17 protein-coding genes are annotated in these 12,287 nt (G+C 60.1%); 6 read left to right on the top strand and 11 right to left on the bottom strand.

The window, feature by feature from the left end; genetic code table 11:
- The first annotated feature begins 79 nt into the window (after positions 1–79).
- A complete protein-coding gene (locus GSQ88_RS05300; protein ID WP_159006340.1) occupies positions 80–532 on the top strand; it encodes a hypothetical protein in 453 nt (150 codons plus the stop codon).
- Between the two features lie 234 nt (positions 533–766).
- Here GSQ88_RS05300 and GSQ88_RS34890 read toward each other — a convergent pair whose 3' ends face one another.
- From GSQ88_RS34890 to csgH, 6 genes are all read right to left on the bottom strand, one after another.
- The gene (locus GSQ88_RS34890) at positions 767–922 is read right to left on the bottom strand and encodes a hypothetical protein (RefSeq protein WP_174247922.1); all 156 of its coding nucleotides are present in this window, start codon (positions 920–922) and stop codon (positions 767–769) included.
- Between the two features lie 114 nt (positions 923–1,036).
- Positions 1,037–1,984, bottom strand: coding sequence for a lytic transglycosylase domain-containing protein (locus tag GSQ88_RS35510; RefSeq protein WP_159006341.1), 948 nt, complete (start codon positions 1,982–1,984; stop codon positions 1,037–1,039).
- Between the two features lie 301 nt (positions 1,985–2,285).
- Positions 2,286–3,086, bottom strand: a complete 801-nt coding sequence (locus GSQ88_RS05310) for a CsgG/HfaB family protein (RefSeq protein ID WP_246735065.1) — start codon at positions 3,084–3,086, stop codon at positions 2,286–2,288.
- Between the two features lie 107 nt (positions 3,087–3,193).
- On the bottom strand, positions 3,194–3,478 hold the full coding sequence (locus GSQ88_RS05315) for a curli assembly protein CsgF (RefSeq protein WP_159006343.1): 285 nt from the start codon (positions 3,476–3,478) through the stop codon (positions 3,194–3,196).
- 30 nt (positions 3,479–3,508) lie between these two features.
- Positions 3,509–4,009: a hypothetical protein gene (locus GSQ88_RS05320; protein ID WP_159006344.1), complete on the bottom strand. Its 501-nt coding sequence runs from the start codon at positions 4,007–4,009 to the stop codon at positions 3,509–3,511.
- Positions 3,994–4,293, bottom strand: coding sequence for a curli-like amyloid fiber formation chaperone CsgH (gene csgH / locus GSQ88_RS05325; protein ID WP_159006345.1), 300 nt, complete (start codon positions 4,291–4,293; stop codon positions 3,994–3,996). The genes GSQ88_RS05320 and csgH overlap by 16 nt, the downstream gene beginning before the upstream one ends.
- 248 nt (positions 4,294–4,541) lie before the next feature.
- Between csgH and GSQ88_RS05330 the strand changes: the two genes are divergently transcribed.
- Positions 4,542–5,042 carry a hypothetical protein gene (locus tag GSQ88_RS05330; protein ID WP_246735066.1) on the top strand — a complete coding sequence of 167 codons (501 nt, stop codon included), beginning with the start codon at positions 4,542–4,544 and terminating at the stop codon, positions 5,040–5,042.
- On the top strand, positions 5,023–5,376 hold the full coding sequence (locus tag GSQ88_RS05335; RefSeq protein ID WP_246735068.1) for a helix-turn-helix domain-containing protein: 354 nt from the start codon (positions 5,023–5,025) through the stop codon (positions 5,374–5,376). The genes GSQ88_RS05330 and GSQ88_RS05335 overlap by 20 nt, the downstream gene beginning before the upstream one ends.
- A gap of 113 nt (positions 5,377–5,489) precedes the next feature.
- Here the strand turns inward: GSQ88_RS05335 and GSQ88_RS05340 are convergent, their stop codons facing one another.
- The 3 genes from GSQ88_RS05340 to GSQ88_RS35515 all read right to left on the bottom strand — a co-directional run bounded on the left by GSQ88_RS05340 (position 5,490) and on the right by GSQ88_RS35515 (position 8,258).
- Positions 5,490–6,878 carry a beta strand repeat-containing protein gene (locus GSQ88_RS05340; protein ID WP_159006347.1) on the bottom strand — a complete coding sequence of 463 codons (1,389 nt, stop codon included), beginning with the start codon at positions 6,876–6,878 and terminating at the stop codon, positions 5,490–5,492.
- 194 nt (positions 6,879–7,072) lie between these two features.
- Positions 7,073–7,513 carry a hypothetical protein gene (locus GSQ88_RS05345; protein WP_159006348.1) on the bottom strand — a complete coding sequence of 147 codons (441 nt, stop codon included), beginning with the start codon at positions 7,511–7,513 and terminating at the stop codon, positions 7,073–7,075.
- A gap of 226 nt (positions 7,514–7,739) precedes the next feature.
- Positions 7,740–8,258, bottom strand: a complete 519-nt coding sequence (locus tag GSQ88_RS35515) for a hypothetical protein (RefSeq protein ID WP_246735067.1) — start codon at positions 8,256–8,258, stop codon at positions 7,740–7,742.
- Between the two features lie 145 nt (positions 8,259–8,403).
- Between GSQ88_RS35515 and fabA the strand changes: the two genes are divergently transcribed.
- Both fabA and GSQ88_RS05360 read left to right on the top strand, forming a co-directional pair.
- Entirely contained in the window at positions 8,404–8,934 is a 531-nt protein-coding gene (gene fabA, locus GSQ88_RS05355; protein WP_159006393.1) for a bifunctional 3-hydroxydecanoyl-ACP dehydratase/trans-2-decenoyl-ACP isomerase, read from the top strand.
- Positions 8,935–9,157: 223 nt separating this feature from the next.
- Complete coding sequence (locus tag GSQ88_RS05360; RefSeq protein WP_159006349.1) at positions 9,158–9,820, top strand: protein-tyrosine phosphatase family protein; 663 nt, start codon at positions 9,158–9,160, stop codon at positions 9,818–9,820.
- Positions 9,821–10,257: 437 nt separating this feature from the next.
- On the opposite strand, the gene GSQ88_RS05365 is transcribed toward GSQ88_RS05360, so the two are convergent.
- Together GSQ88_RS05365 and GSQ88_RS05370 are read right to left on the bottom strand one after the other, a co-directional pair.
- Positions 10,258–10,734 carry a hypothetical protein gene (locus GSQ88_RS05365; RefSeq protein ID WP_159006350.1) on the bottom strand — a complete coding sequence of 159 codons (477 nt, stop codon included), beginning with the start codon at positions 10,732–10,734 and terminating at the stop codon, positions 10,258–10,260.
- A gap of 51 nt (positions 10,735–10,785) precedes the next feature.
- Entirely contained in the window at positions 10,786–11,115 is a 330-nt protein-coding gene (locus tag GSQ88_RS05370; protein ID WP_159006351.1) for a hypothetical protein, read from the bottom strand.
- Between the two features lie 515 nt (positions 11,116–11,630).
- On the opposite strand from GSQ88_RS05370, the gene GSQ88_RS05375 reads away from it, so the two are divergent.
- Positions 11,631–11,987, top strand: a complete 357-nt coding sequence (locus tag GSQ88_RS05375) for a hypothetical protein (RefSeq protein WP_159006352.1) — start codon at positions 11,631–11,633, stop codon at positions 11,985–11,987.
- The last annotated feature ends 300 nt before the right edge of the window (positions 11,988–12,287 follow it).

Genomic DNA, 12,287 nt, shown 5'->3' on the forward strand with positions numbered 1-12,287 from the left:
GTGGCGGCCGGAACCAACTACATGACAACCAGTTGTGAAGGTGTGATCCGCGCGACAGGGCGGATGGAGCGACCCAGAAATGCCCCTAATGCGATACTTTCTCTATGTCGGCGCGGCGCTGCTCGCGTTGCTGTTTGTTGCTGGGGAGGCATTTCCGACGTTGCCGGTGGCGCCGGTAGCCGAGGCGGCCAACACGGCGGCTGATGTGCCGATGATCCGGATCCACACCGACCGCAAATGGCCGGAGCGGGTGGTTTTCGATACCAGCGCCCCGACAATCGTTCCCGCCCAGACACACATAGCAACGAATGAAGCCGGCGTTGCAGCTCCGGTGACAGTGGCCGACGCCTCGATCAAGGTGACGGCGCGGGATGCATTCGCTCAGCTTGTGCCGACCGATCTGAAAAAGCCCAGCCCGAAACCTCAGCAAAAGCGCAAGGTCGCGAAGCGGCGCGTTGTCCCGCCAACCGCGCCAACGATGTTGGTCGCGCAGCGTCCGCAATTTGGGCTGTTCGCCAACAACATCTGGTAGGTCGGTTGGCGCTGGTGGTAGGTCGGTTGGCGCTGGCGGGCTCGTTTGCCTCGCGTTCGGCAACGGCTTTCAAACCATTTCAACAGTATCTTTTGATTTTCATGTTGAGCGATCGGCCGCGATCCTGTGACGCGGCCTCGATGTCATAGTCGTCGCCGTGGCAGCGCCGGCCCGCGAATTGCGGTCCGCGCGACGGGGCGGCCGTTAGAAAAGTCGTCGTCAGAAAAGTCGTCGTCAGAAAAGTCCTGGGCTGAGATCCAGGCCATAGGTCATCATCAGCAGCGATACCAACAGTCCGGCGCCGCAAAATAGCGCCAGCTGTTTGAGGATTTCGATCTCGATCGACTCTTTGGGAAGAGCGCGTGCGAGAACCCTCACGATGGCAGCCATTAGCGACCTCCAAATTCAGGGGCCCGCGGGAAGCGGGCGGTGTCGCTGATGTAGCCTTCATTTCGCGTAGCCGATGTGAAGCAGATCACACCGGGCCACGGTTCCGGTGCTGATCTAATAAGCCGATTGCAGGATGCACTGTGAACACAACGACGCTTCGCCGGCTTTTGGACGTAAAACCGGCGTGGCCGCTACGGCGGATCCGTTTGTCGATGCGGCTTGAAGTGTTGCCAGTAGCTGGGCTTCCCAGGACAGGCGGTTGACGCGCGGACGTAGCTGGGACCACGACCCAAGCGCGTCTGCGCTGAGATTGATCGCGAGATCGTTCGACCTCGCCCAGTCCGCGGCGTCATGCCCCGTGATCACGCGGACATAGTCGATCGTCTCCTGAGGCAATTGGCTTTTGCCGGTGAGCCATTGGTGAACACGTTCGGGACCGGCGTTGTAGGCGGCCGCCGCCAAGCCCAGATTGCCAAAATGATCCCTGAGCTCGTTCAGCAGTTCGGCGGATTTCGGCAAGGCTTCGGCGGGATCGAACGGATCCTTCAGGCCACGGTCGTAGGCCGTGGCGGGCATGAACTGGGCAATGCCTTGCGCGCCAGCCCGGCTGACGGAGTTCGGGTTAAATCCGCTCTCTTGCCGGATCAGCCGCAGGAAATAGTCGATCGGCAACGTATGTGCTGTCGCAGCGTCCTCGGCCATTTTCCTGAGCGTGGAATCCGACTCCGCGTGTGAGTGTATCACAGCGACGGTTTGCTGGCGCCGTTTGAAACGCAACGTCGTGCCCGGAGGTACCTGCGCAATCGAAACCTCGCCGCCGCCGATATGCGATGGCTTTGAGAAGCTGGTGCTCGAACATAGGATCGATGCGAGCAAGGTGGCGAACACCGCCGATGGCGCGCGTATGACGACACGACGATGGCTTGGCCCGCGATCGTGTTTGCGTCTCCGGCAAAATCCGCTATCGCCACGGCAGCTATTTTGTGTAAAGCGGATTTGGTAGATACCTTCTGCGTTGATGTATCTTTCGAACAGAGAGCCGAGCGATGAGAACACGATCATGGATATGGCTCGCCATCGCGGTGCTGCCGGCGGCGTTTTCGGATCATGCGATCGCGCAATCCGCGCCGTCGGCAACGCCGCCTGCCGCGTCCGACGTCTATATTCAACAGTCACATGGCAGCGTGGGGGCTGGCACCAGAACCCCGAGTAAGGTAACTCCGGAATTGACGGGGGTTGTCGCTCCGGCCGCAACAGGCCCGACGGCTCCGGTAACCTGCAATGCCCAGAATGCATCATCGCAAGCCTGCTATACCGCGACCCAGCAAGCGCGGCCGGGAGCGCGGTAATTTCGCTATGCCATTCAGGTTTTCGGCGCATCCTGCGCGTTGGCCTGGATGAAGCTGGCTTTTCGCTGCTTCTCGAGTTCATGCATGAATGCATCTCCCGCGGCTCGATCCTTGAACTGCCAAAGATTGTTCTTCACGCCCTCGAAAATCAGCGCATAGACCGCGAGTTGCACGCCTTCCCGGACTCCCAGTGTGGCCGGCGAATTCTTGGTGAACCCAAGTTCTGCCTGCAGCAACTCGTCGACCGCGGCGAACATGACCGCGGAGCCCTGGATCTGGAGTGAATAGATCGTCTTGGTGGTCGTCACGGAGGCCAGCACGCGGCCGCTTTGCACGCTGACGGCCCGCAGCGCGACCGTGATGATATCCTGCCGATATTGGATGTTGGGGCCAACTCCCAGGTAGTTTGCGCCGATACCGCCGGTAGATTCATCGCTGTCGTAACCGACGATGCCGCCCTCCAGCAAGATGCCGGCAAAGCGCAACGGTGGCAGGCTCGGCGCCTTGTCGCCCTCGGCGGCCGTGCGGGTATTCTGGATGATCTGGCGCTCCTGCAGCAGTGGTTGCAGGTCGTTGCGTTCGACCACGTCGAACCACGCGCCGCCGCCGGCTTTGGTCAGCACGTCGATCAGGACGGCGCCGGCGCCTTGAGTCAGCGCGCGTGAGAATTCCGCGAAGTTGTCGTTCGGCTTGTTCTGGCCGGTCAGGTCGGGAAAATTGTAGACCGAAACGTCGAGCTTGCGCCGCGGCGCGGGCAGGCTGTCCAGCACGATCCCAGTCTTGGTGTTGGGAACGAGCGTAGCCGCGTGCGCCATTGGATCGTCAGCAGATCCTGTGATGCAGCCGCCCAAGCTTAGCGCGAGCATCGCAATCCCCGCGATGCTCCGGAGGTATCTGTTCATTGTTTGAAATCCAGGCGAGCTTAGTTGCCGCCGCCACCGGTGCCCGTGTTGTTGGGGCTGACGACGATCGTCTGTCCGAGATTACTCAACGCATTGGTCAGACCCGACAGATCCGGCGACTGCGCGCCGGATTTCGTGCCTTGTCCCTGCGCCTGTGCGGTCGAGAGCAGAAAGCTTCCATTGAGCGGATTGCCGCCGAAGGTCGGATTGACCGGGTGATAGACCAGCTCGGAAGCGAAGGCAGGCGCCGATGCCGTGACGCCGATCGCGATGATCGCCGCAATTGTCCAAGATCGCTTGCTCATGACTGGTACCTCGATTCGAATGACGGTGGCTTATCGTTTGATGAGCAAGCTGCCATTGGGCAGTTTTGCGATCAGCATGTTGAGCGGCGCTGCACCCGGGGGCTGAAACACGCCGACGGAATATCCCTGCATATTGATCAGGCCGATGTTCGACTGATCCTTGCCGCCTTGAAACACGCCGACATTATTGTTGGTGCCGCCGACCACACCGACATTGGAGAAATTGTTGCCGCCGGACTGCGACTGCAGAACCCGGTTGTAGCTGCCGATCTCCAGGGTCTGTGCAATGTTGCCGTTGCGCGCCGTCTGAGCGGTTTCCGGGGTCGGAACGAAGGCCGTTTGGCGCGGCGCGTTTTGCGAAACCGGTATCAGTTGGATCGACGGAGAAGCTGTCGATGTGAAGCCGGAAGAATTCGGGTTCGCTTGCGTGATGTAGGCGCTCTGCGCCGATGCGGGCGCAGACGCCGCCAACATCGATGCGCCGATCAAACCAGCTTGCAGCGACATCAAGGATTTCAAGGTGAGGTGCATGTGAATCTCCCGCGGTCGGATTGCAGTGATAGCTCGGCGCGATAGTGCCCGATGGCCGAGCGATCCAGAATGAGGGTCGTCAAAACCTTTTCAGGCTCGTTCTGCAAAGCGAAGCTGCCGCTCTGCGTGTTGTTGGTGCTGCCGGTGGAACTCTGCTTGGCGATGACGAAGCTGTATTGTCCCGAAACCGGCGCGTCGGATCGCACGACGGCCTCAAGCCGGAGGAAATCCTTTTCCGGTTGAGCGCGAATCACACATTCTACTGCGACGGGAGTTATCGGCATTTTATTCGGTTCTAGGTCGTCATTGGATCGGACGATTGCCAGGCAATCGTTGAATCAGGTCTTGCGTAGGAGTTCCGGGTTCGTCTCTTCGGTACGGGTGTGCCTCTGTTTTTTGTGACAGCGATGGCATCTTCAGTTGCTGCGATCAGACATCTAGAGAGCATTCGTAACAGTTGTGTAACAGTGCCGATCACAATGAAATTGCATAACAACTACCGTCAGCGAGTGTGGTGTTTTTCCTGAAAACGATGATCGTTCAGCCCATGCCGACCATTACAGATCTCGTGAACAATGGCGCGATAGTAAAAATCGACGTCGAGCTTGCACCGCATGACCAACCGCTTCGGTTGCTCTACGGCACGCCGCAGTTCATTGCGTGGTTGCAGGAGATTCTCGACGGCGCCGGGCCGGCGCGGCTGCTTGGCCAACCCTCGCCCGCGGAGCAAATCGACGATCTCTTTCATTCGTTCTTGAGCGGAGAGCATCTGGTCTTTACAAGGCAATTTCGCGCGGTGCGGGCGGAAGAGAACGCCGTCTGGGAACTGAAGACGCCGGACGTCCGGATCTTCGGGTGGTTCATGGCGAAGGATTGCTTTGTAGCCGTGTTTGGCAATTGGACTGACATCATCAAGGACCATGATCTCTACCGAGGGTATCGGATTGCAATCCGGCGGTTGCGGCGCGAGTTGGATATCGATGCGACGTTGTGTGTGAGGGGAGTTGCGCCTGATGACGTTCTTTCGGTTTGATATCGGCGCGCGATCCCGAACCGCGGGCAGGCTGATGGGGCGGGTACGCCGGGAACTGCTGCGGGCCGTAACGGAAGAAAAGCAGGCCGGGCTGACCCAGCAGGAACTAGCGCGGCGGCTTCAGAGCGGGCGTTCGAACGTCAATCGACAATTGTCGGGTGAGGCCGAGATAACCCTGCGATCGCTTGCCGACCTGGCGTGGGCGCTGGATCGTGAGATCACTTTTGAGTTGCGCCGTCCGGACCAAGCGGCGGGACAGAATATCGCGCCGCAGACGTCGACCATCGGTCACAAGCCGATCCGGATCATCGCGCCGAAAAGCCCGGAAGAGTAGGTCCGGGTCGATCCAGCGAATCCGACTTACGAAAAAATCCGACTTACGAGAATCCGGCTTGCGAAAATGCTGCGAAAAAGCAGGCGGCGGGCAGGGCCCGCCGCCTGAATTGATTACTTCTGCGAAACCACGGCGACGTTGTGCGAGCCGTACTGCGCGGTAACCGAGGTGTTCGAGACGTTCGCGCCGGTCGCCTGGCCGACCGTGGCGATATTGCCGGTTCCAACTTGCAGGGCGACCTGCGTGTTGTTGCCAGCGCTCGCCTGCTGCCCGGTGGTCTGTGCGGAGTTGACGACGTTGGACCCGCCGATCTGGGTGACGAACGAGTTGTTGTTGCCAAGCGCCAACGGCACCGCCATCGCCTGATTGACAGTCGCCTTGTTCGCGGTGCCGGTCTGCGAGGTCGCAGCGTTGTTGTTGCCGCCGCCGGTACCGAAGGTCTGCGTGGCCTGGTTGACGGTGGCGGTGTTCAGGGAGCCGACCTGGACGGTCGCCTGGGTGTTGCCGCCGTTCGCCTGGTTCACATTGGCACCGTTCTGCGAGCCGGTCTGGCTGACATACGAGCCGTTGGTATCGTTGGCGGCCTGCGCTGCCGTCGTCGCACCGAAATTGCCCGCGGTGTTGCCGCCTTGCTTGACCGAGACCACGTTGCTGTCGCCGATCTGAAGCGTCGCGGAGGCGTTGAAGGTGCCATCGGCGGTGTTGGCCGATCCGTTCTGCTTGATCGTGGCCATATTGCCGGTGCCGTATTGCAGCGAAGCCGAGGTGTTGCCATAGCCATCTTGAGGGCCGAATCCGCCGCTGACGTCGGCGGTCTTTTGCGTCGTGGTGACGATGTTGTTGTCGCCGTACTGCCCCGTGAACGAGGTGTTGGCGCCGCCGACCACCGGGCCGACCGCCGGAGTGATGGCCTTGTCGGATTGCGTGGCCGTCGCGAGGTTATCGTCGCCGGCCTGGACCGCGCTCTGGTTGTTCTGGCCGCCGGTCTGCTTGGCGTTGACGGTGTTGCCGGTGCCGTACTGGGCGCTGAGCGAGTCGTTGGCGTAGCTGACGCTGGTCGCAAGCGGATTCGGCGCCGAGTTGGTCTGGGTGGTCATGGCGGTGTTGAAGTCGCCGACCTGAACGCTACCCGAGTTGTTCTGGCCCGTGGGAAGCTTGCTGACCTGCGACGTAACCACTGCGTTGGCCCGGCCAGTCTGGGACGTGGCCTGGTTGTTGCTGCCGTTCTTCTGGGAGATTGCCGCGGTGTTGTCGTTGCCGATCTGGACGTTGGCCGAGTTGTTCGGCGTGGCACCGGCGGCGGCGCCGTTCTGCGCGCTCAACACCGAGTTGAACTGACCGGTCTGCACTGTCGCCTGGTTGTTGTTGCCGTTCTTCTGGCCGACCGTTGCGGTGTTGCTGGTGCCGATCTGCTCGATGAAGGACTCGTTGAGGTTCGAGCCGGCGGCATAGGCAGCCGGCGCGCTCGCGAGCACGAGCGCCAAAGCGGTCATCATTTTCATGGAAAGGTCTTTCTTTGTTTTCCAAAGCGGGGCCGGCGGGTATCGCCGCCCTCGGCGCGCGTTAAAACACTGTTAACCTAACGGGCGGATGACAGTTTTGATTTAGCGTTTGTTAACGTTTACGCGCGCGCGGGGTACGGAGTCGCGCGCACGTATATGCGCGCGCGATCGTCAACGGCAGATCGGTCTGTCGATCAGGAAGCTTGTTCGATACGCAGCGAGCCGAGCCGCAATTCCTGATCGGCATCGATCAGGGCCCGAACGCGCATCAGCCCCGGGCTGCGCAGCTTCAACGGTGCGAAGATCAAACTGGTGGCCGCGACGATAATCAGCGGCGCATCGGTATCGGTCTTCAGATTGGCTACCAGTTCGGTCTGGTCGTGACGTTCCGGGGTTTCAACCGGCTCCTCGGAAAACGGCTTGTCGTCACCGGGGAGATAGCATCGCACGTCGATCGAACTGAAGGGACGCGAGGCCGGCGAGAGAATATGGATGTGCACGCATAATTTCGGCAGCACCAGCGGGAAGGTTTCCGAAATAAAAATCACGCCGTTGTAGCAACCGACGAAGCTGAGTTTGCCGCCCGCCTCGTTGCGAATATCGTCACAAAAGATCGAGTATCCGTAGCGATCCATGCGTTGAAGCCACTAGGTTCCATATTATTCGGTTGGCAGAACCGTTCTGCATCCCAGTCCGCCGTCTTGTCGCAGGAGTGTGACAGCAAGATTACGATGGGGTGCGTTTGCCGGCACCAGAATGATCTTGCATGGAACGGAGGCGACCTTATCCACAATTGCCGCGTCAGCGGGTGGGTGATGCCACCGCTGGAATGCCGCGCTGGCGCTTACAGCGCTGGCGCCTTCAACCGTTTCGCTCGGGGTCCGTCAACGTGTTGATGGGCCACATTGTTGTTCCGGTCGCGCTGTCCTGGTCGGAAAGCGGCGTTGCATGCGCCGACGCCTGATCTTGCTTTTCGGTGCTGCCCAGCGGGGCGCGCGACCTCGGGTTCGGGCTTCGCGCCGACAAAGGATACGCCAATTTTCGCCAACTCTCGCCGGAACGATAACGGCGCCAATGCAGCACGGCACCGGCGATCAGTGCAGGCGCCAATGCCCCGGCGATGATGAAAGAAGGCAACGGCTTCGGCGATATCCATCCGATCGCAATCGCGGCTGCCAGCCAAAACGTCGCCAATATCATCGCAAAATCGATCATCGGAAATTGCAAATAATAACAGAGGCCGACAACGACCGCGGCCGGCGCCGTGGCGGCGGCGATCATGTAAACCGTCAATTCCTTGGGCGTCAAAACGTCGATGACCATCGATCCCAACAGCCACAGGACTCCAAACATGGTCGCGACATCGATGGGACGACGCATAGATTAACCTCCCAAAAACCCGGGAATTGCAGGTATGATCTCAGGACCACGCCGGCTCCTGAGTCAATTGGGAGTTGCGGAAAGAAGCGGGTTGACTCGAAAAAGCGCGGTACGGCTAATCGCACATCGCCAGAGGTCAGTTGTCATGTCAAACCCACACGATTTTCACACGCCGCAATCGTCCTACACCAAGGAAGATCTGCTCAAATCAGGCGAAGGCGGCTATTTCGGCCCGGGCAATGCGCAGCTGCCGGCGCCGCCGATGCTGATGATGGACCGCATCACCGAGATCAGCATGGACGGCGGCGAATTCGGAAAGGGCCATATCATCGGCGAGTTGGACATTACGCCGAGCCTCTGGTTCTTTGATTGTCACTTTCCCGGCGACCCGGTGATGCCGGGATGTCTCGGCCTGGACGCGATGTGGCAGATCATCGGCTACTGGCTTGGCTGGTCCGGTTCGCCGGGCAAGGGCCGCGCCATCGGCGTGGGTGAGGTGAAGTTCAAGGGGCATATCACGCCGGACATCAGACGCGTGCGTTACGAAGTTGATATGCGCCAGGTAAGGCGCGGCAGACTGGCGCTTGGAATTGCCAACGGCCGGGTATTTGCGGATGACGCATGCGTCTATCTTGCGAAAGATATGAGGGTCGGCCTGATCAGGCCCGCAATCTGAGGATGATGGCGGCGGCATTTTTGGCATCGGTCGCTGCGGCACCATTGATATCGCCGTGAACTGCTGACATATTCGATCTTAAGTTGTGTCGTTCCGCGCAAGGTTAAAGAGCGGAGCGTGAGCGCCAACCTTCAACCATTTCCTTCCCTAGATGTCAGCGCCGGAGCAAATGACAATGGATACCGGCTCGCTGCGCTTCGTCGACAAGGTCGGCCAGAATTTATTGTTTCGCGGCGGCAAGCCGATCACCAACGGTGCGTTCGACCCGGCGCTCAAGGCCGCGCTCGCAACGGCTTACGACGGGATGATGCCGGCGCAATATTATCTTGTCGTGATCTGCCTGCTGCACACCAACTCCGACGATAGCCCGGACATCGCTGCTGAGCTCGGATATTTCGAGAACAATCCGGGGGAGATCCACCTCTGGGACACCCTGGGCACGGAGCTCTGTTGTTTCGATCGTGCACCTGCCGAGCGCGATCGCCTGGTCAAAACGCTTGATCAATGGCTGGGCGATCCTTTGATCTGGCGCGTCGCCACGCTGCGACAATGGCTCGAGACGTCTCAGCTGCCGTTTGGGCCGCAACCCGATTTGCCGTGCGTGTTCTACGTTCATTGCAGTGGCGGTTGCGATCGCACCGGCGAACTGATCGGCGCTTACCGGTTGCGCTATATGGGCGCATCCTGGCTGGACATGTGGAGCGAACAACCCTGTAGACGGCCGATGGGATGCAGCAACTATCGTGCGCTGCAATGGTACGCGTTCTGGCTCAATGAAACCTTCGGGCTCGCGATTTCGGGGATCGGCGAGGACGGCGGCTGTTTCGACGGAAATGTAGTAGACCGCCCCTGTTCGCCGATCTTGCGGCCTTTCGCTCACGGCTGAAGCGTCACGTCGAAGCACCTCGGCGAGGATGACTTCAGGCAGCTCGCTTGGGCAATCGACGCCCGTCCGGCGATCCCAGTGCCTGGTCCTGGAGTTGCTGAGACTGGCTCGAACGATAGTTATAGGCGGCGCCGCTGTGTTCGGCCGAGGCCGCGCGGGCACAGTCGTCGCATTCCCTAGCATAGGCTTCAACGAGCGCGGCGTCCCGTGGAGACAACATGCCGGCTATCCGGCGGGCTTGTCCCGCACGGGCGTGCCACCTGAGAATCTCTGACAGGCCAATCTGGGTCATAACGAGAATCACCCACCGTTCGATATCGGAAGGCTGACGCCCCAATCGTCAAAGTTCAATGCTTGAAATTATGCCGGAATCGAGTCCGCGTAAGTGATTCTCGCAAACGGTTTTCGACGCTCGAGGGCTGGCGTCGTTCTAGCTGTTAGTGATCGGCCGGTGCCGGATCCGTTTCCGCCGGCTGCGGCGCTTCCGCGGGCGGCTTGCGCGACGCTGCGGGCGGCGGCCTTCTCGCGACGGGCACAGCAGGACGCGGCAGCGCGTCAACCTTGGCGGCGAGACCCGCCACCGCGTCGGAAAGAGCCTTCGAGGTCGTTTGCAACGAGATCAGCACCTGAAGCGCCGTGTCCAGCTGGTCCGACGTTCGTTTCTCGGAAGCTTGCAAATCCCTGATAAGAGCGAGTTGCTGGTCGTTGGGCGGCGTCGCGGACGGGAACTCGTTCGCGGAGAACCTTGGTGCTTCCTCTTCGCGGGACATTCCGAGTTGGGAACGAAGCTCGTCGCCGTAAAAATTCCAGGCAACGGCGCCGCTCGAGGCCGCGAGCAGCATCAGGATCAGCACCACGCCAGGGCGCGTCCCCCGCCGACCTTCCACGAGTAGACCAAACTCCTGCTCCGTCATCAAACCGCTCCCACCGACCACTCTTCGTTCGCGAAAATTCGGCGTCGCGGGCTACCGCTGCGTGCGAGTGGGTTGCGAATTGCAGCTCACCAAAACCACATAGTCCGGCTTGCTGCTGGTTATTCCGTAAATCTCGGTGTTGATGGTGTTCTGCCCGATGACCCGCGCGGCAGGACATTGCGGTCGTATCACCCGCAGCGCCATGCGCTTGCGGTCGTCGGAGACTTCCGGATTGTATCCATAGGTCGGGACGTTTGCGACGTGCACCACCATGTCGTAAGGCGTTCCGGCGGACGCCTGCTCGATGCGAACTTCGCCGGAAGCGCTGGCCGAGCCGGCCACGGCGACGGAAAATGCGGCAACCAAAACACCGAACTTCATTTTTGCTTTCCCTTCAGCCCCCATCCCCACAGCTCGATGAATGGCTTCGGAGCGGCACGGCTTGTAAGCCTTGGTAACCCTCGGGCACGGGCGCTTTCCATGGCTTGCCCGGCGTCCTCGGTCTAACCAGCCACGCCGCGTTACCGGCCTTGCCCTATTGTCCATGAGAAACCCCGCCCGATGGGGATCAAGGGGCGGGGCCACTCATTTCAGGAGTAAGCGGCATGTCTGGGGAGACGCCACCTGACGCATAGCCTAAGATCCGATCCGCGAGTCGCAAGGCGAAGATTCAGTCAAATCCTGACACCAGGCTTACATCAAACATCTCGTGCTCAGATCCATCCGTGAATGGCCAACAATTAATGATGCGAGCAGGCCCGTGCCACTAACGTGGCGGTGATGCGGGGGATCGCTGTATCGAGGCGGAGAGGGGGCGGCCCGCAAAATATCGTACGTCTCGGATTCTTTGCGGGCACAAGCGTGGTATAGATCGGGGAAACTAAAGGGAGCACCCCATGCATGTTCTTCGCGTCGCGGCCATTCTTGCGCTGCTGACAGGGCCGGTTTGCGCACAGACGTTGATACAGAGCTTCGATCAGAAGACGCCCCAGCAGAAGGCCGACGAGGAGCTAAGGGAAAAGTTCTCCAAAGAACAGCAATCGCACCAGCAAGTACCGGAAGCCGCCCCCAAGACGTCCGTCGATGCATGGGGCAACGTTCGCACTGGAGATGCGGCCAAGACGGCTGCTTCCAAGACGGCAGCTTCCAAGACGGCTGCTGCCAAGGCGTCCACGCCCAAGGCCTCTGGTTCCACGGCCAAGACGGTCACCTCGGTAAAGCCGTCGAACAAAACCGGCGCCGACGCAGACTAAACCATCTCGGCTTGGATCAAACCAGCGAAGCGAAAGCCGGAAAGACCGCGCTTCACAAGCCTGATCGATCGCGCGCTCGGAGAGAGACGAATTGATCTCTAGCCGGCTGGCAAGCGCGGTTGAAAGCGCCGACCCTTCGAGATCATTGGAAAATGTGTCGCATCCGGTAGGTGGAATTGGAAATTTTATCTCCGGAGAAAATTTTTTCGCAGCGAAAATGCAACGATGATGTAAGGGCAGCGCGTTCCGACGCCGACCTGTTGCCGCGGGTGGAACTAAGTTCCGTGACCTGCTGCGTTC

Origin of the sequence: Bradyrhizobium sp. S69, assembly GCF_009766005.1 — a bacterium.
In the GTDB taxonomy this organism is placed as follows: Bacteria; Pseudomonadota; Alphaproteobacteria; order Rhizobiales; family Xanthobacteraceae; genus Bradyrhizobium.

What these genes read in the sequence shown, in the direction of transcription:
- GSQ88_RS05300 (WP_159006340.1), top strand. Translation starts at nt 80, where the DNA reads ATGCCCCTAATGCGATACTTTCTCTATGTCGGCGCGGCGCTGCTCGCG.
- GSQ88_RS34890 (WP_174247922.1), bottom strand. Translation starts at nt 922, where the DNA reads ATGGCTGCCATCGTGAGGGTTCTCGCACGCGCTCTTCCCAAAGAGTCG.
- GSQ88_RS35510 (WP_159006341.1), bottom strand. Translation starts at nt 1,984, where the DNA reads ATGATCGTGTTCTCATCGCTCGGCTCTCTGTTCGAAAGATACATCAAC.
- GSQ88_RS05310 (WP_246735065.1), bottom strand. Translation starts at nt 3,086, where the DNA reads ATGGCGCACGCGGCTACGCTCGTTCCCAACACCAAGACTGGGATCGTG.
- GSQ88_RS05315 (WP_159006343.1), bottom strand. Translation starts at nt 3,478, where the DNA reads ATGAGCAAGCGATCTTGGACAATTGCGGCGATCATCGCGATCGGCGTC.
- GSQ88_RS05320 (WP_159006344.1), bottom strand. Translation starts at nt 4,009, where the DNA reads ATGCACCTCACCTTGAAATCCTTGATGTCGCTGCAAGCTGGTTTGATC.
- csgH (WP_159006345.1), bottom strand. Translation starts at nt 4,293, where the DNA reads ATGCCGATAACTCCCGTCGCAGTAGAATGTGTGATTCGCGCTCAACCG.
- GSQ88_RS05330 (WP_246735066.1), top strand. Translation starts at nt 4,542, where the DNA reads ATGATCGTTCAGCCCATGCCGACCATTACAGATCTCGTGAACAATGGC.
- GSQ88_RS05335 (WP_246735068.1), top strand. Translation starts at nt 5,023, where the DNA reads ATGACGTTCTTTCGGTTTGATATCGGCGCGCGATCCCGAACCGCGGGC.
- GSQ88_RS05340 (WP_159006347.1), bottom strand. Translation starts at nt 6,878, where the DNA reads ATGAAAATGATGACCGCTTTGGCGCTCGTGCTCGCGAGCGCGCCGGCT.
- GSQ88_RS05345 (WP_159006348.1), bottom strand. Translation starts at nt 7,513, where the DNA reads ATGGATCGCTACGGATACTCGATCTTTTGTGACGATATTCGCAACGAG.
- GSQ88_RS35515 (WP_246735067.1), bottom strand. Translation starts at nt 8,258, where the DNA reads ATGCGTCGTCCCATCGATGTCGCGACCATGTTTGGAGTCCTGTGGCTG.
- fabA (WP_159006393.1), top strand. Translation starts at nt 8,404, where the DNA reads ATGTCAAACCCACACGATTTTCACACGCCGCAATCGTCCTACACCAAG.
- GSQ88_RS05365 (WP_159006350.1), bottom strand. Translation starts at nt 10,734, where the DNA reads ATGACGGAGCAGGAGTTTGGTCTACTCGTGGAAGGTCGGCGGGGGACG.
- GSQ88_RS05370 (WP_159006351.1), bottom strand. Translation starts at nt 11,115, where the DNA reads ATGAAGTTCGGTGTTTTGGTTGCCGCATTTTCCGTCGCCGTGGCCGGC.
- GSQ88_RS05375 (WP_159006352.1), top strand. Translation starts at nt 11,631, where the DNA reads ATGCATGTTCTTCGCGTCGCGGCCATTCTTGCGCTGCTGACAGGGCCG.